The organism is Shimazuella soli (genome assembly GCF_022511585.1).
Lineage (GTDB): Bacteria > Bacillota > Bacilli > Thermoactinomycetales > Thermoactinomycetaceae > Shimazuella > Shimazuella soli.
This window is the reverse complement of the sequence record NZ_JAKWBN010000001.1, coordinates 454,133-471,595: the sequence shown is the minus strand read 5'-3', so window position 1 is coordinate 471,595 and position 17,463 is coordinate 454,133. Positions and strand designations below refer to the sequence as shown.

Here is a 17,463-nt window from a genome sequence, read left to right as displayed (position 1 = left end):
TAAGTTTCTTAACTGCGCTTGGAGATTGACTTAGTAAAACTTTCAATAAGGGATATTACTTTACCATAGTCCATTCTTGTGGGACCTAACACCCCTATTGTTCCAATAGGGTCCTCATCCACTTTAAAAGATGCAGTTATCACACTACATCCTTGAACACCATCAAGTGAAATTTCACTTCCAATTCGAACTTGTACTCCTGGTATCATTGGCTCTAAAGGCTCCAAGAGTTGGAGAACTTGTTCGTTTGCTTCTACCAAATCGAGCAACCCGCGAACTTTATCGACATCACGGAACTCAGGTTGTTCCAACATCCTTGTTGTCCCGCTTAAAAAAACTTGTTCAGGATGTTCAAACTCAAATAGTTGCTCAAGCATAGTAGGAACAAGTTGAGTAGGATACAGTAAGTGATGTAGATCATCATAAATTTGGCTAAAAGCAAGTTTATTCAATTTTGAAAGTGGAAGACCAATTACCCGATAATTGAGCAAATTGACCAGTTCCTCGATCATGGATAAAGAAATAGCCTCAGGTATAAAGATTTGATGTTGCTCCACTTGCCCTTTGTCACTGACAATGACAGAAACTGCAAGGTTGTCACTGATCGGCACAATAGAAAGATGCTTCAAGTGCCCTTCTACTAACTTAGGACTTACAATCATTGCCATATAATTCGTAAGCTGCGAGAGTTTGGCTGAAACGCTTTGCATCTCCATCTCCAGTACATTTATAGGATCTAGCATCCAAACAGCTTTGTACTCGTCTCTTTGTACTTGAGAATGCAGCAAATGATCAACATAAGAGCGGTATCCCTTTTCTGAAGGAATACGTCCGGCAGATGTGTGCGGTTGCTCCAAAAAACCCATCTCTTCTAAATCAGCCATTTCATTTCGCACAGTAGCAGGGCTAAATCCAACCCCTTCTTTTTTTGACACAGTACGGGAACCAACAGGTTCTGCTGATAGGATGTATTCATCTACGATTGCCCAGAGAATCTTTTTTTGCCGCTCAGTTAACATCTGCCTCCCTCCTAACTTGGTAGATAAGATGGCATAAATCTTATCTACATAAGTGCAACTATGCCTCCGTCATCGCCTTGTAAGGCAAGACACACGGCAAGTTTTCTTTATTAGCACTCGTTTATTCTGAGTGCTAAAATCTACCCTTTAAGTTATCAAACCACTGATTCTGTGTCAATGATATCAGTATAGAAATTGGGCAAAAACATCATTCCCAAATAACAAACCTTGTTCGGTAAGTCGGAGAGTATCATCTTCTATGATAAGAAACTGTTTCTTTACTAATGTTTCAATTGCTTCCTTAAAAACTTTATCAGCAGGTAATCCATACTGTTGTTCAAATTGTTTCAAACTAACTCCTGCCAAAAGTCTTAAACCAAGAATAAAGTAATTTTCCATTTGTTCTTGGATGTCTATTTTATTCTGTTGTAAAATCGGGCGTTCTCCATTGTCTATGCGTCCAATGTATTCCGTAATGCCTTTTACATTTGCATGCCGAATATGATTTACATAACCATGAGCACCAGCCCCAAACCCATAATAGGCTTCATTTCTCCAATAAGTGGAATTATGCTTGCTGGATCTGCCTGGTTTAGAAAAATTACTGACTTCATATTGAACATATCCTTGCTGAAGCAAATAGTCACGAATTAATTGATACATCGCATACTCCGCATCCTCTGTCGGCAATGGCAGCTGCCCGCGCTCTTCCAAATGATAAAATAGTGTTCCTTCTTCTACTTTTAAACTGTAACAAGAGAAATGATCGACAGATAATGCTACTGCACGTTCCAATGTGTCTCTCACTTGCTCTACTGTTTGATTTGGTAAACCAAACATTAAATCAAGTGAGATATTCGTGAAACCTGCATACCTTGCATCTTTTACGCTTGTAGCAATTTCGCTTACTCCATGTGATCTTCCAATGTCCCTCAGCAAATGCGGCTCGAAGGTCTGTGCACCAAAACTTAAACGGTTTACTCCGCCTGCTCTCATAACCGAGAGTAACTCGCTAGAGGTCGTTCCTGGATTTGCTTCCATTGTATATTCAATAGTGGAGGACCAGTTTGGAAAGTAACTTTGAATCATACGGAGTAACTTTTCCATCTGAACGGGAGTCAAGACTGTCGGAGTCCCTCCACCGATAAATATGCTGTCTAACTTGCCAGGAGGAGCATCTTTCACGGTCATTTCGATCTCTTTTTCCAAAGCATCGATATAGTCATCCACTGGCTGTCCATCTACAACATAAGCGGTAAAATCACAATAATGACATTTCGTAGCGCAAAATGGGATGTGAATATAAACCGCTTTAGGGGATAACACTTACTTCTCCTCCATTTTAAGAACTGCCATAAATGCTTCCTGCGGAACCTCTACACTACCAACAGCTTTCATCCGCTTTTTACCTTCTTTTTGCTTTTCCAACAGTTTGCGCTTACGGCTTATATCTCCACCATAACACTTAGCCAGTACATTTTTACGAATGGCGCTAATGTTCTCTCGTGCTACCACTTTATTGCCAATTGCCGCTTGGATCGGTATTTCAAACATTTGTCTTGGAATCAGTTTTTTCAACTTTTCTACCAGCAAACGTCCACGATGTTGGGCACGATTGCGGTGAACGATAAAGGAAAGGGCATCTACTACTTCTCCATTTAATAAAACATCCATCTTCACCAAGTCCGAAGTCTTATTCCCGATTAGTTCATAGTCAAAAGATGCATAACCTTTGGTGCTTGATTTTAAGAGGTCAAAGAAATCATAGACAATCTCAGACAACGGTAAGTCGTACTGTAAATTCACACGATTAGTATCCAAATACTTCATGTCGATGTATTGACCACGTTTGTTTTGGCAGAGCTCCATAACGGTACCAACGAAATCATTGGGCACCATAATGCCTGCTCGTACATATGGTTCTTCTACATGATCAATCTTTTGAACAGGAGGCATCAATGTTGGATTTTCTATCTGAATAGAAGTTCCATCTGTTAAGTAGACTTGGTAAACAACACTTGGAGCTGTAGTGATAAGGGATATTTGAAACTCTCGTTCTATTCTTTCTTGGATGATCTCCATATGAAGCAAACCCAAAAAGCCACAACGAAATCCAAATCCAAGGGCATTAGAGGTTTCTGGTTCATAGGCCAAAGATGCATCATTTAATTCCAGTTTTTCCAATGCTTCTCGCAAATCTTCGTATTGGGAAGAATCCACTGGATACAATCCACAGAATACCATTGGGTTTGTTTTACGGTAACCAGGAAGAGGTTCGGGTGCCGGGTTAGTAGCATCCGTTATCGTATCTCCAACTCGAGTATCTTTTACATTTTTAATACTTGCTACCACAAAACCAACTTCCCCAACAGATAATTCATCCATGGAGACAGGATGCGGATTGTAAGCTCCTACTTCCAATACTTCAAAAGTTTTGCCTGTCGCCATCATCTTGATCTTCATGCCTTTGCGTATCGTTCCTTGAACAACCCTCATATAAACGATTACACCTTTGTAGGCATCATAGAAAGAATCAAAAATGAGTGCTTGTAGAGGAGCTTCAGTGTCTCCAGCAGGTGCTGGTACTTTCGCAACAATTTGCTCTAAAATATCTTCTATGCCGATACCCGCTTTTGCTGAAGCAAGGACGGCATCACTAGCATCTAAACCAATAACTTCTTCTACTTCTTCCTTTACACGCTCTGGATCTGCACTAGGCAAATCAATCTTGTTGATGACTGGAATGATTTCCAGATCATTTTCCAATGCAAGGTATACATTTGCTAATGTTTGTGCCTCGACACCTTGCGCTGCGTCTACAACGAGTAGAGCGCCTTCACAAGCTTGCAAACTTCGTGATACTTCATATGAAAAATCAACATGACCAGGTGTATCGATTAAATTCAATATGTACTCCTGCCCATCTTTTGCTCGATAAGGGAGACGTACTGACTGTAGCTTAATGGTAATGCCACGTTCTCTCTCTAAATCCATCTTATCTAAAAACTGATCTTGTTTCTCTCGCTCAGAGAGTGCCCCTGTAAAATCAAGGATTCGATCAGCTAACGTTGATTTTCCGTGGTCGATGTGTGCGATAATGGAAAAATTACGTATTTGCGATTGTTTATTCATCCGTTAATCCTCCCTGCTAGCCTATAGAGCAAGACTGCATTGTATCATTATAGCAGGCTGTAAGGAAAGCAAGCAATGGTATTCGTTTATTGTAGCCTTTGCAAAAGGCTACATAAAAAAACGCCCCCTTGCTGTGAGCGTTTTTTTCTAAGTTTTATCTTACTACTGATTTATGCACGTATGCATATGCACCGCTTTTTAGTTTGATTTTGTAGAAGTCGCCAACCACTCCAACTTTGTTAAGGACAGTTCCGCGAGGTACTACTTGTAAAACTTTTGCTTTTAGAGAAGCAGCAGCACGGATATTTGCAGCACTGACGGAAACTGTTAGTTTACCAGCAGGGCTTGGTTTAGAAGTACGATGTTTCCCGTGCCAGATTCCATCACTTTTGCCAGTATGAATCCATACCAATGTACCTGTTCCTACTGTGTTGTAAAGCTCAATAACTTGGTTACTGTACATCCGAACGCAACCATGTGATGCATGTGTTCCAATGGAAGATGGTTGGTTGGTTCCGTGAATACCATACGTACGGCCATTATCACCGCCAACTTGTAAACCAAGCCATCTTGGACCTAGTGGATTTCTGGGATCTCCCCCAGGAATACCTTTCCAACCGGGTTGGTTGATTTTGATGATAATTTCAAATGTTCCCTCAGGTGTTAACGCTTTGGTTTTTCCAGTTGCAACTCGGTATGTCTTGATTACCTTACCGTATTTGTTGTACAAGTAAAGGTAATTGGTTGTCTTGTTGATTTCGATTTTGTAATCATCAGGACCACCAGCCGCATACGAACTATTAGCCGCTCCAAAGCCGGCCAAAACGGTAAAGACCAAAGCTAAAGCAGTGAGAATACTCATCCACTTAACAGCCTTCATCAAACCTCACCCATCTCTCTATATATAAGTAAAAAATGGTGCTACTTATTTTCATAATAAATGATCCACTGTTATCTGTATATACATTAGGAACTCGAAATACAAAAAAAGTCGACTTTTTTAGCCGACTTTTCAATAAAATTTTAAATTATTGTAATTAAATTATTTATTTAGTCCATGCGAAGACGGCACTCAACATCATTCTGGAATAGTAGCGCATATTGGAACCAATCGCATTTCCAATATTGGATAAGACATTTTCACTCTGGGTAATTGTCTTTTGTACTTTTTGTACTTGCACAGGGTTGATTTTATTAGATTTTACTACTTGTCCCAGTACATTTAGCTCCAATTTATCGCCCTTGCTGCTCAACTGAACTGCCCTCGGAGCTCCTTCGATACCTTGCATTTTTTGAATATTTTTTTCTGCTGAATCAATACCGACAAATACTCCTATCAACAGCACAAGGGCAAGGCTCATGATCTGGATAGAATATCGCATTTGGCTTCATCCTCTCTATTTTTGAACAGGAATTGCATCTGAAATTCGTTCTCTTAACACTTTTGCCAATATATCTGTCGATCGATACACTTCTTGGAAATTATTATCAATTCCGCCTATTTCCACAAGAATACACCCTTTGGACAACGATTGGTTATACTCACCATTTGTCCCCATCGTCCTCGGCTTGATAAAGACACCTCTGACTAATCCAGGAGCAATTTTATTGATATCTTTGTACATGGAACGAGCCAATTTTAAATTGTCTGTATAATGCTTACTTGCTCCTCCCACAACAAAAGCGAGTCTTGCATACGTTTTTCCTTTAATCGTAATGGTGGTCTTTTTACGCCGCTGGGAGTCTCGATGGATGTCAATTAGATACATTAAATGATCGTACTCTTTTAATGCTTGAACTACTGTCTTGCGGGATGCATTATAAGCCCCTTGATATGGATATGGAACATGTGATGCTACAGAACCTATCCCCATCTTGGCCAAATCTTCCGCAAGATGCTTGCCTACCAAGGTAATGTTTTTGTTCGCATCATTTGCCTTCATCCCTTTGGATTGATCGAGCTCCGGGATATAAGACTCCGAGAAATGCGAGTGATAGATAAACACCCTTTTTACTTTTGGGCTTGTTACCGTAGTAGATGGAGGTTTGTTTTCGGTTTGCTCTTGTTTCTTGATCTGATTCATCACTTGTTCTTCTAGATTTGCAGGCGGTGATGACTCAATAGGAACATCCGAAAAAGTAACATCTTTACTCGCTGTATCAATATCTGTATCAAATAGGGCAAACAAAGGAATTTCATTGCTCAAAAAAGTACGAGGATCTTGAGGATCGAAACTAGTCATTACTTCAAAAAAGAGACGTGATACCATTTGTTCACTTCCTGGACGGTGAATCATTTCCTGCAAATAAGGAACGTTATCACTCATTACTTGAAGTAGTGTCCTTGAAGTTATATTGGAAGTAACTTTCCCCAATTGTGAGTTATGATTCGACTCCGTTTGAAAAACAAAAAAGACACCCAACACCAAGAAAAGGCCAGCCGTACTCATCATAAAAATAACGAACATTCGCCGATATCTAGGATCTGATAGGTTATATGTCTCCATGCGAAATTGCGTCCGCTTCATCCTGACTCCCCCATCCGTGCACTTTCTTTTCTATCAATACCTATGAGAGAGATTGAGAGAGTAGAACGAAAAAATAGAAAAGGAGAAAGATAGCTAACCCGCCCGCCGACAAATTTCATATTTACATAGAAAAAGGGATACCACTATCGGTATCCCTTCTGCGTTTTATTCTTCTCAAAGAACATCTACAACAAAAACACTACTAAATAAAATAGCATCTAAATCTGTAAAAAAAGAGCTTCTTACATTTACAATTTCAATTTTCTTCCCAAATGGTAATAACTCGTTCAACAAATGATAAATGATTTCGAAATTAACCTGTAAATTTCTATTTATCTTACAGGTGATTTCCTTTATAATTACTTTGACCAACTAAATCCCCTACAGTGAAAGGTCAGATAACATGACCATTCTGGTAGCTGAAGCTGAGACCCCCTCCTTCGAGGAGTTGCACCAAGAGAACATTCAGCTTCGTAGGGAGCTGAAGCTGCTTCTGCAAGAGATGAGGAAGTACAACAAGTATCGTGGTCACATCATCGAACTCCGTAATGTTCTCCAACTTGCCCCCGTGCTTCTTGCCCGAGGTGTACACATTGGCAAGTGCCCGGACTGGAGTGAGGAACAACTTGCCCTGATGGGACTCACTGGAGAAGAGTTCCCCCTTCAGCACGGCAAGTCGAAGCTGATCATCCAGCTCGCCTATGCCCGGGCAAATGGAGCAAGGGTTGTAGGCGAATGGGACGATCTCGTGTATCTGTTCGTCCCTCACTTCTCAGAGCTGATTCGGTACTACCGACAGCAGAGGCGGGAGATGCAAACCAGAACCGCCTGAGGTAGGGGATCGTAGGGCTTTCAGTGAACTTCGGTTCGCAGGAAGCCCTGCCCCAATATAGAAAATCCGTTCATAGATACAACGAATTTTTCCCTACTGTTATTAATGCATATGTGTTACAACATTGTCCATCGTCACTGCTTCATGTAAAGCGCAGTTTAATCCTGTTGCTATCACTTTCGCCATATCATTAATAAAATCATCCACTTCTTTTGGCGTTACCATCAGGTTTTGACCCAGTGGCGACAGTATCTCATGGATAAGCTGTCTTTTCTCATCATCTTCTAGCCCGCCAACTAACCCCAGCATCTTTGTTTTCGTCTCAAGTGGTACTTCTTGCTGCTCTAATTCTTTTAGTCCTGGACGATTCAAAGGATCAAGCGGATTTCCTTTTACTCCTGACATTTCTCTACTTAAGTAAGCCAATAAGTAGTTCACCGTATCAAATGCAATCGTTACTGCATCAACTACGGTTGGAACTCCGACTGTTACTATATTGCAATTCTGAGGATAGAAGTATTCCACTACGTTTTTCCAGCGTTGCTGCAGTTTCTCTCGCACAGCTTACTGCTTCAAAAAACTTTGGAACATCAAAATGAAGTTCAATCGTAATATCTTCTCCTGCGACTTTTACCTCTCGCACGATACTTTTAATCATTTCTCGTTTTTCCTCAGTAGTTGCAATCTCAAATAAGTTTCCCCAGTCTTCTAATACATCTTGTAGTTTTAAGACATCTACTTCCGATAACCCATTGCTGTCTTTTAATGCTTTCATCTCTTCGTACAGCCTCTCTGCTTTTTCTAATTCCCGAACAGATCGCTCATACAACTCTTTTAGTTGTGTTTCAGAAAAAGAAGAGTCTTCACCCATTAAAATCTTGAGCAAGTGATTATTGGCATTTTCTTTTGCTCGCTGCCATTGTTCCCGATCCTGTTTTGCCTGCAACAATTTTGCTTCGATTTCTTTGGAAGCATGTAACGTCTTTTGTTGAATCTCGCTTAATACATTCGATGTGATCAATTCTTTGGTGTATTCCTTTATTTTTTCCAACACTAATCTATCGAGTTTTTCCGTTTTATGCGTTCCTTTTTTTGCTCCACAGGCATGAACACCTGACTTGAGACGCCGTAAGCAGCGATAGATACCATATAGTTCGCCTTTCTTAGTCCTCTTGGAATCCAACCAATCCCGCTGGCTTCCGTAGGTCATATTGCTGCCACATTCACAGGTTAAAACACCTACTAATAACCCTCTTCCTGTACCTTTTCGCTGAGGAGCCACACCGCCAAACTGATTATTGGTCACTCTCGCTTTTTTCATTTTCTGTGCTTTTTCCCAGATCTCTGCTGAAATGATTTCGTATTCCGGCCAAAACTTCTCTGAAACCAGCTCTTCTCCTTGTTTCGTGTACTTTTGATAAGATCCAAACTCTCCTTCTACTGTCTTTGTTTTCCCATAAGATAAATAGCCTTTATAAACCGTGTTGCGTAATATTTTCCGTATGCTTTCGGATCGCCACTGGCGACCTGTCCTTGTCTGTAAACCTCTCTCATTTAAAATGCTAGCAATACGCAGCATTCCTAAACCTTCTGATACATATAACCGATAGATTTCTTTTACCACTTCTGCTTCTTTCGGGTCGATTTCCAACATGTTGGACAACTCATGATGATTGCGATACCCATAGGGAGGGTTCCCACCAGTCCAAAAACCTTCCTTATGGATGAGTTTCATCATATCAGTTACACGAACTTTGGTATCCATGGAAGACTTTTTGGCAGACCAAAATTCAATGAAGTTCAATATTTCATCCGCATCTCCATTGTTGGTAAACTCTCTATCTTTATCTACTACCCAAATTCGGCAATGCCTTAAAAAACGTATGGCATGATTTAAACTCTCTGTAGACCGACGACCAATTCGGTCGAGTTTATATACTAACAATATGTCAAATAGACCTTTTTTCGCATCCTCAAAAGCACGATTCAGTCCTGTCCGTTTACTAGTATGTGTATGAAATCCAGATACGCCAGCTTCTACATACTCTAATTCTGTAAATTCCCAATCCGGTTGATTCGCTATATACTCCATACATTTTTTCTTTTGTAAAGGAAGATCATTTTCATCTGATACAGGTCTAGCAGATACTTTCCCAGATCGAGATGCTAGTTTCATCTTTCCTTGGCTTGTTTGTTTATTGGTACTTGCCCTCATAAATAATGCTATTCTTAGTTTACCCGCCATAAATCTACAACCTTTCACGTTCTACAGTTGTTTTATTACAGGTATTATATAGTGCTATACCAAAAGAAACAAATATTTTATCTCATAAAAAAGAAAAAGAGGCTTATCTAGCTTCCATTTTAATCATATCCGTATAATCCCTTTTTTTAAATTTATCACTGTAAAAACGTGATGCAACTTCAGTGAAAACACTTTGAAAGTCAGTGATTTTATTTTCGATATTTACAGTAGGAAGTTTATTCTCTGAAATTACTACTCTGACCTTGTAATCAGACATCTTAAATCCACATCCTTTTAACTTTTATGAGATTATTTTCTTTCTGAAAACCCTCTATTATTCATGCTTCTTGCATAATCACATAAAACACTAGCCCCTTTCTATTGAACAGCAAAGTTTTATAAGAGTGAAAAACCCGTAAGACCGCTAAATAGTATAGTAAATTTTAAATTATACATAAAAATGAATAAATACGGAATTCCAACACAAATCTTTATATTATAGAAAAGTAGAGTTATATATTTATTAACGGAGAGGAACTCAAAAATGAAAGTAATTAAAGAGAGAACTTATACCACAAGAAACTTCTTTCATTCATTATGTGTTACCTCGCAAATTTCATTTCATTCGCCGATAAAATAGCGTTACAAAAGTATAGTTTTGTAACCTATATTACAAAAACGTTGATATATAAGGGTTTTTAAAAGTGAAGATCATATGCTGGATTTACCTTATTTTTCATCTAATGTATTTATTAGCAAAAAGACTATGAATCATTAGTCTTTTATTATATCACCCAATATCAATGCAACTCTCTCCTTTTCATTATAAAATATAGACAGAATAATATAGATTGTTTATAAGAGCTAAGTTCTAGAATTTACACATATAATTGTAATTAAATCTTTAGAAGATACTATATGAATCAAAGCGATTACTGTTCGAACATACTAAGAAAGGTTAAAGACATGCTTCACAGCACAAAAGAAAAGCAATGGTTAGGAGAAATGTAAAATGAGTTCTTTGGTTCTCGATTTCCAAGAAATGAAAAATAATCAGCTTTTGCTCGTTGGCGGAAAAGGGATACATTTAGGGGAACTATCAAAGATTCAAGGAATACAAGTACCAGCTGGATTTTGTGTTACGACAGAAGCTTATCAAAAAGCCTTAGAACAAAACGAAACGTTCCACTCATTGTTAAATCAACTAACACTGCTAATAGTAGATGATCGAGATCAAATTGGAAAAATCAGCAAGGAGATTCGTCAAATCATCGAGGAAATTGAAATGCCTCCAGAGGTGGAAAAAGCTGTATCTCACTATCTCTCCCGATTCGGTGAAGAACATGCTTATGCCGTGCGTTCCAGTGCGACAGCTGAGGATTTACCACATGCTTCTTTTGCAGGTCAGCAAGACACCTATTTAAATGTCATGGAAAAAGATGAAATATTGCGACACATAAAGAAATGTTGGGCTTCCCTTTTCACAGATCGCGCAGTAATTTATCGAATTCAAAACGAATTTGACCACAGCCAAGTCTATTTATCTGTTATCGTTCAAAGGATGGTTTTTCCACAGGCTTCAGGAATTTTATTTACTGCTGATCCGATTACTTCCAATCGGAAGCAGCTATCCATCGATGCTAGCTTTGGACTTGGAGAGGCTCTTGTCTCTGGGCTAGTTTCTGCCGACTGCTATAAGGTGCAGGAAAATAAAATCATTAATAAGATGATAGCAACCAAAAAATTGGCCATCTATGGTCGAAAAAAAGGAGGAATAGAGACACAGCAGATCGATCCTGACCAGCAAAAGACCCAAACACTCACTGACCAGCAAATTTTACAGCTCGCACACATAGGCAGAAAGATTGAAGCTTATTTTGGTTGCCCGCAAGATATTGAATGGTGTTTGGTTGATGATACATTTTATATTGTTCAAAGCAGACCTATCACTACTTTATACCCCATCCCAGAGGTAAAAGATAAAGAGAACCATGTTTATGTTTCGATGGGTCATCAGCAAATGATGACAGAACCGATCAAACCACTAGGAATATCTTTCTTTCATCTTTTAACTCCTGATCAACCCCTAGCTATAGCAGGGGGAAGAATGTTTATTGATCTCACACATGATCTGGCTTCACCTCTTAGTAGAAAGGTTTTATTAAATGCAATGGGTCAGTCCGATCCACTCATAAAAGACGCTCTCTTGACCATAGTAAATCGAAAAAATTTTATAAAATCACTACCCAAAGGTAAAAAAGTACTGGGTCTGCGTAATAGCAATGAAGGAATGTCTTGGAAACTTCTAGCACAAGTGGTGAAGATCTACTTCCAAAACGATCCGACAATCATTCCTGATTTGATTAAGAGTAATGAAACATCAATAGAAAAGTTAAAACAAAACATCCAAACGAAAACAGGATTAGACTTATTTGATTTTATTCTAGAAGATTACCAGCAATTAAGAAAAATTTTATATAATCCTCAAAGCCTTGGTGCGATTATGGTTGCTGTATATGCGACATCTTGGATCAATAAAAAAATGAAGAAGTGGTTAGGTGAAAAAAATGCAGCAGACACACTTTCTCTATCTGTTCCAAACAATATTACTTCAGAAATGGGCCTGGCGCTATTGGATGTTGCAGATGTCATTCGTCCTTATCCAGAAGTAATCCGTTATTTACAACATGTAAAAGATGACAATTTTTTGGATGAACTGGTTAAGTTTGATGGCGGGTCCGAATCCCGTGATGCTATCCATGCATATCTAACCAAATACGGAATGCGATGTACTGGAGAAATCGATATTACTAAAACTCGCTGGAGCGAGAAACCAACTACACTTATCCCTATGATTCTCAGTAATATCAAAAACTTTGAACCTGATGCCAGAAATCATAAATTCGAGGAAGGGCGCCAGGAATCTTTGAAAAAAGAACAAAAGTTATTAGATCAATTGAAACAGTTACCAGACGGTAAACGAAAAGCCAAAAAGACAAAACGAATGATCAGTTTGATCCGAAATTTCATCGGTTATCGGGAATATCCAAAATATGGCATGATTAATCGCTACTTCGTTTATAAACAGGCTTTGATGAAAGAAGCAGATAAACTCGTACAAGCCAACGTAATAAGTGAAAAAGAAGATATATACTATCTCACTTTTGAAGAACTCCGCGAAGTAGTACGAACAAATAATCTGGATTACCAGATTATCAACAAACGAAAAGACGAGTACAAACAATATGAAAAACTTACCCCACCGCGTGTTATCACGTCTGATGGTGAAATTATTACAGGGAAATACAAACGGAAAAACTCCCCAGCTGAAGCTATTGTAGGTCTGCCGGTTTCTTCCGGAGTGATAGAGGGCAGAGCACGCGTCATCTTAAAAATGGAAGATGCAAATCTTGAAGACGGAGATATCTTAGTCACTGCCTTTACTGATCCTAGTTGGACACCATTGTTTGTATCGATAAAAGGGCTAGTCACTGAAGTAGGAGGATTAATGACCCATGGAGCTGTTATTGCACGTGAATATGGCTTGCCAGCCATTGTCGGTGTAGAAAATGCCACCAAGCTGATAAAAGATGGGCAACGTATACGGGTAAATGGAACAGATGGCTATATCGAAATATTATGATGACTGAATTCATCCAGATTTAATTAGTAAGCACCGCTCTAGTTAGCCAGAGCGGTGCTTACCATTTTTTACTTCTTCTTTAAAAACCAGGACAATCTCTTATAAAAATCGGAGATAAAACTCAAGTCTTTCTTCCTCCAGCTCGGCTAACATCTGTATAAAATCATCAAAATCACCAACAACATGGGAATAATCCAATGCTTGATAATACTGTAAACGTTGTTCTTTCTTAATTACAATTGGGACAAATCCTGTTTTTAACAGTTCTAGATTCATTAAAAGTCTTGCGGTTCTACCGTTTCCATCAATAAAGGGATGAATTTTTACAAACAAACTGTGCAGCATGGCTGCTCTTTTTACTGGATGAAACTGTTGTGCTTCTGTCTCATACCATGTGATAAGTTTCCCCATTTGTTCTTCGACTATCAGGTAATCAGGTGGAATATGCTCTGCACCACTAATCAAAACATTTGTTTTTCGATAAACACCAGCATTTTCATTATCAATCCCTCGGAGAATAATCGCATGTAAATCTTTGATCACTCTTTCCGAAAACAGCTCATTTCTTCTCACGATATCTTCAAGTAAAAATATTGCTTCTTTATGATTCAATGCTTCAAGGTGCTCTTTCACTGATTTTCCACCAATTGTAATACCGTCTTCTAACACTACTTTTGTTTCTGTTAGCGTTAAGGTATTACCCTCAATGGAATTTGAATGATACGTCCATTCCACAATGAGATGATCATGCAAATTTTTAACTACATGTTTAGGAAACGGGCGCTTTTGATCTAAATGAGACTTTAATTCATCTATTCGCTTGAATCGATCCATCACAAATTACCTCTTCTATGTGTAATGAAACCATTATACTGTTCCTTTGTTTCTCTTTCTATGGGTCACCTATTCAGACAAATGAAACACCATAGAAATATTGCCATTTGCAGTTGAAAAAAGAGCCAAGATAAAGCTGAAGATCATACTATTCATAAAAGTGAGGTTCAAATATGGGTAAAGAGAAAACACAAATAGTCGTTACTCCTTTATTGAGAGGAACATTTTTATTTGATGCTATTAGCACAGAAATTTTTGCTTTGACTCTCCTATTTTTTGCAAATAGAATTGGGAGTTTAGCAGGGGTGAATACCATTGTAACCATCCGAATAGTTGGTATAGGATCGGTATTTCCTACCTTTTTTAGCTTTTGGGCAGCGAGAAGAAAGATATTACCTAAAAACTTGGTTTTGTTATTTGCTATTATGTGTGTCCTTTGGGTACTTGGCAGCATTGTTTTAATTGTCTTAGTACCCTTTACCAATATTGGCATAATGGGTATATCTGTTGTTGCTTTTTTAGTTACAATAGTTGCAAGCTCTTTGTTTTACTTTTATTTTTCCAATCACTAAAATGAGTTTAAAAGAAAGAACTAACCTTATGTCTATGGAAAGTTGAAGTCATAAGGTTCTTTTGTATTGTCAACTGTCTAATACCTAGAAATTAAGTCACTTGAAAACACAGCACCCTCTGACAGAATAGTGAATTCAATCCTATAATGTCAGAGGGCACTATTTTCCCATAGTGGGAAAGCGAACTTCCTAGAGTCTAGCGTCGCACGTTGAACTTCTGTGCGAGAGCTGCCGTCTGAGCCTTCGTCCAAGCCTCGGAGAGGACCTTCTTCGCATCCTCGATCCAAGCTTGGATTCGCCGCTCAAGCTCGTCCATGCCGTTTTCGGCGTCGATCCAGTCCAAGTTCTCACGGAGCCAGTCAGGTCCTTGAATGACCTGCTCCACCTTTTGACCCGTCTCCTGATCGAGGTTTCCCTCCTCAAGGAGATCAGTTGCAGTCCAGGTATAGGAGTCCCGCTCGATTGCTCGGAATCGACTGATTCGCTGCAACGGATGTTCCTTCACATCCGTGAGAATTTCCATCACGGCCTTGTCCGAACGAACATCATCGATCCACTTCTGGATGTCCTTTTCCTTACGAGACCTTCCGAACTGGAAAGGATAGCTGCACCAGAGTTTGAACACTTCGTCTCGATGACGAACGTTTTCGATACGCTGGAAGAGCTCACGTGCCTCGTTCTTGAGACCGATCAGTCGCTCGTTCACCTCATGCATGTTTTGCTCCTACTCCAAAGAAGTCCTTTGTGTTCCTAATTTATATATTACTTTACTTATACATGAACGCAAGACGTTATCCGACTATTTTGGTGTTTATCTCCTTCCTAATTGGACTTGGAAACGTCCTAGCAATCTTCTGCAACAAACTTGAAACTATTATACCCGTATTATTGTAACTATAGGAACTCCTACTGCAAGTACAGGTACGCCGAGTGTTTCTTGGTTCAACTGTTTACGTTTGTTGCCCACTCCTGCACCAGGGCTGATACCCGTATCGGTTACTTGGATGGTGGTGTTTACGCGGGACAATGCGCGGGATGCTAAGGAATCAAAAGCGATGACGACATCCGGTTTGGTTTCTTGGACGATTCCATAGATGATTTCACTCGTTTCCATTCCGGTGATACCTAGCACTCCCGGCGAAACAGCTGCTACGGAGCGATAGCCATCGTCTACTTGCTCTGGAGCTAAAACAAATAGATGTCTGGTGACCATCGATTGTTTGATCACCAGTGGCCCTAACGAGTCTGGGGTTACATTCCAGTTACCTAAACCAACTAAGAGGACTTTTGCATTTGCATCGATGCCTACATCTTGGAGAAATTGTGAAAATTGATTGGCAAAGTGTTCAGCTACACGTTCTTGTAAATTGGAGTCTTTGGAGCGTAAAGCGGGAACTTCTATGGTCAAGTATGTACCTGGTGCTTTGCCGATCCGCTGGGCTCCTTCTTCATTTTCTACCCAAATCCAACTTGTTCGGATGCCTTCTGCATTGGTCTCATTCATCTTGACACCTGGTATTGGACTGCCTTGTTGTTGCTCTTGTGCCATATCATGTGCTTCTACAGCCAGATCAGTTCGAATATTGTACTGGCTTAGGTCGATTTGATGTTCTTTCATCTTAGTCAACTCCTGACATATTTTCTTCCCTATTTTTTACTACTATCACGCTATTATTCTTTACTTTCCTAGACGTTAATGTTACAATGATGCATGTTGTTTTATCGGAACCAACAGTATTACTATGGAGGTGAACTCACTTGGCTAACATTAAATCTGCTATCAAACGCGCTAAAACGAACGAAGCTAGACGTCTACATCGTTCTGCTCAAAAATCTTCCATGCGTACTGCTGTAAAGCGTTTTCTAAATGCTATTGAAAACAATGATAAAGAACAAGCTACTGGTCTTTTGAAAACAGCAACTCGCACTTTGGATAAAGCAGTAACAAAAGGACTTATTCATAAAAACGCAGCTGCTCGTAAAAAATCTCGTCTCACTCAAAAGTTACAAGCGCTATAAGGACGACCCTTCATGGGGTCGCTTTTTCATACTTTCGCGCTTTTTCCATATAATAAGGACAAGATTTACCACTTTCTGTGTAGATTAAGAGGTGTCAAAGATGGAAACTTTCTTTACCTTGCATCTGCATACAATCGCAACTATTGTCTTTATCGTGATGGCACTATCGATGATTATGATTCGAATTCGATCTGCATCAAAACCGACAAACGCCAAAAAGATTCTCATCCCTCCTCTTGGTATGAGTACTGGATTCCTTATGTTTCTCTTTCCACCCACTCATATTTCATGGACATGGGCTGGATTGGCTTTTTTGTGCGGATCAATTCTGTTTTCTATTCCACTCATCAAAACGTCCAAGTTTGAACTTCGGGAAGGTCAAGTATACTTAAAGCGTTCACCTGCTTTTGTCTACATCTTAGTAGGTCTTTTAACCATTCGGTTAGCGCTTCATTCGTATATTGAGCATTTTCTGAGTATCCCTCAAACTGGGGCATTGTTTTTCATCTTAGCTTTTGGAATGCTTGTACCATGGCGAATTGCGATGTATCTGCAATATCAGAAATTGCTAAAAGATGAGAAGATAGAACCCTTGCCAACTTCATAAGTAAAAAATAAAAGTTATCCTACCATCTCCAG

17 protein-coding genes are annotated in these 17,463 nt (G+C 39.3%); 5 read left to right on the top strand and 12 right to left on the bottom strand.

Translation table 11 applies throughout. The annotated features are described in order from the left end of the window. Positions 1 to 8 precede the first annotated feature (8 nt). The 6 genes from hrcA to spoIIP all read right to left on the bottom strand — a co-directional run bounded on the left by hrcA (position 9) and on the right by spoIIP (position 6,679). Positions 9 to 1,019, bottom strand: a complete 1,011-nt coding sequence (gene hrcA / locus MK805_RS02540) for a heat-inducible transcriptional repressor HrcA (RefSeq protein ID WP_240873626.1) — start codon at positions 1,017 to 1,019, stop codon at positions 9 to 11. A 183-nt stretch (positions 1,020 to 1,202) separates the two neighbouring features. Continuing rightward, a complete protein-coding gene (hemW, locus tag MK805_RS02535; protein ID WP_240873625.1) occupies positions 1,203 to 2,345 on the bottom strand; it encodes a radical SAM family heme chaperone HemW in 1,143 nt (380 codons plus the stop codon). Continuing rightward, entirely contained in the window at positions 2,346 to 4,151 is a 1,806-nt protein-coding gene (gene lepA, locus MK805_RS02530; protein ID WP_240873624.1) for a translation elongation factor 4, read from the bottom strand. It lies immediately after the preceding gene. A gap of 154 nt (positions 4,152 to 4,305) precedes the next feature. After that, positions 4,306 to 5,031, bottom strand: coding sequence for a L,D-transpeptidase family protein (locus MK805_RS02525; RefSeq protein WP_240873623.1), 726 nt, complete (start codon positions 5,029 to 5,031; stop codon positions 4,306 to 4,308). Positions 5,032 to 5,197: 166 nt separating this feature from the next. Continuing rightward, positions 5,198 to 5,533 carry a DUF3679 domain-containing protein gene (locus tag MK805_RS02520; protein ID WP_240873622.1) on the bottom strand — a complete coding sequence of 112 codons (336 nt, stop codon included), beginning with the start codon at positions 5,531 to 5,533 and terminating at the stop codon, positions 5,198 to 5,200. A 15-nt stretch (positions 5,534 to 5,548) separates the two neighbouring features. After that, the gene (gene spoIIP / locus MK805_RS02515; RefSeq protein WP_240873621.1) at positions 5,549 to 6,679 is read right to left on the bottom strand and encodes a stage II sporulation protein P; all 1,131 of its coding nucleotides are present in this window, start codon (positions 6,677 to 6,679) and stop codon (positions 5,549 to 5,551) included. A gap of 403 nt (positions 6,680 to 7,082) precedes the next feature. Here spoIIP and MK805_RS02510 point away from each other — a divergent pair, with 403 nt between their 5' ends. Continuing rightward, positions 7,083 to 7,511 carry a hypothetical protein gene (locus tag MK805_RS02510; protein WP_240873620.1) on the top strand — a complete coding sequence of 143 codons (429 nt, stop codon included), beginning with the start codon at positions 7,083 to 7,085 and terminating at the stop codon, positions 7,509 to 7,511. A 102-nt stretch (positions 7,512 to 7,613) separates the two neighbouring features. On the opposite strand, the gene MK805_RS02505 is transcribed toward MK805_RS02510, so the two are convergent. The 3 genes from MK805_RS02505 to MK805_RS02495 all read right to left on the bottom strand — a co-directional run bounded on the left by MK805_RS02505 (position 7,614) and on the right by MK805_RS02495 (position 10,033). Continuing rightward, complete coding sequence (locus MK805_RS02505; RefSeq protein WP_240873619.1) at positions 7,614 to 8,036, bottom strand: GPR endopeptidase; 423 nt, start codon at positions 8,034 to 8,036, stop codon at positions 7,614 to 7,616. Continuing rightward, the gene (locus MK805_RS02500; RefSeq protein ID WP_240873618.1) at positions 7,975 to 9,756 is read right to left on the bottom strand and encodes a recombinase family protein; all 1,782 of its coding nucleotides are present in this window, start codon (positions 9,754 to 9,756) and stop codon (positions 7,975 to 7,977) included. Before MK805_RS02500 ends, MK805_RS02505 begins: the two co-directional genes overlap by 62 nt. Before the next feature lie 103 nt (positions 9,757 to 9,859). After that, entirely contained in the window at positions 9,860 to 10,033 is a 174-nt protein-coding gene (locus MK805_RS02495) for a hypothetical protein (protein ID WP_240873617.1), read from the bottom strand. A 735-nt stretch (positions 10,034 to 10,768) separates the two neighbouring features. Between MK805_RS02495 and ppsA the strand changes: the two genes are divergently transcribed. Beyond that, on the top strand, positions 10,769 to 13,399 hold the full coding sequence (gene ppsA / locus MK805_RS02490; protein ID WP_240873616.1) for a phosphoenolpyruvate synthase: 2,631 nt from the start codon (positions 10,769 to 10,771) through the stop codon (positions 13,397 to 13,399). A gap of 99 nt (positions 13,400 to 13,498) precedes the next feature. Here the strand turns inward: ppsA and MK805_RS02485 are convergent, their stop codons facing one another. Next, positions 13,499 to 14,233, bottom strand: coding sequence for a Fic family protein (locus MK805_RS02485; RefSeq protein ID WP_240873615.1), 735 nt, complete (start codon positions 14,231 to 14,233; stop codon positions 13,499 to 13,501). 173 nt (positions 14,234 to 14,406) lie between these two features. Here MK805_RS02485 and MK805_RS02480 point away from each other — a divergent pair, with 173 nt between their 5' ends. Further along, positions 14,407 to 14,805, top strand: a complete 399-nt coding sequence (locus MK805_RS02480) for a hypothetical protein (protein WP_240873614.1) — start codon at positions 14,407 to 14,409, stop codon at positions 14,803 to 14,805. Between the two features lie 196 nt (positions 14,806 to 15,001). Here the strand turns inward: MK805_RS02480 and MK805_RS02475 are convergent, their stop codons facing one another. After that, complete coding sequence (locus MK805_RS02475) at positions 15,002 to 15,520, bottom strand: hypothetical protein (RefSeq protein WP_240873613.1); 519 nt, start codon at positions 15,518 to 15,520, stop codon at positions 15,002 to 15,004. Between the two features lie 159 nt (positions 15,521 to 15,679). Continuing rightward, on the bottom strand, positions 15,680 to 16,423 hold the full coding sequence (gpr, locus tag MK805_RS02470; RefSeq protein ID WP_338057472.1) for a GPR endopeptidase: 744 nt from the start codon (positions 16,421 to 16,423) through the stop codon (positions 15,680 to 15,682). A gap of 140 nt (positions 16,424 to 16,563) precedes the next feature. Here gpr and rpsT point away from each other — a divergent pair, with 140 nt between their 5' ends. Both rpsT and MK805_RS02460 read left to right on the top strand, forming a co-directional pair. Beyond that, positions 16,564 to 16,824, top strand: a complete 261-nt coding sequence (rpsT, locus tag MK805_RS02465) for a 30S ribosomal protein S20 (protein ID WP_240873612.1) — start codon at positions 16,564 to 16,566, stop codon at positions 16,822 to 16,824. Between the two features lie 100 nt (positions 16,825 to 16,924). Next, positions 16,925 to 17,431 carry a CcdC family protein gene (locus MK805_RS02460; protein WP_240873611.1) on the top strand — a complete coding sequence of 169 codons (507 nt, stop codon included), beginning with the start codon at positions 16,925 to 16,927 and terminating at the stop codon, positions 17,429 to 17,431. The last annotated feature ends 32 nt before the right edge of the window (positions 17,432 to 17,463 follow it).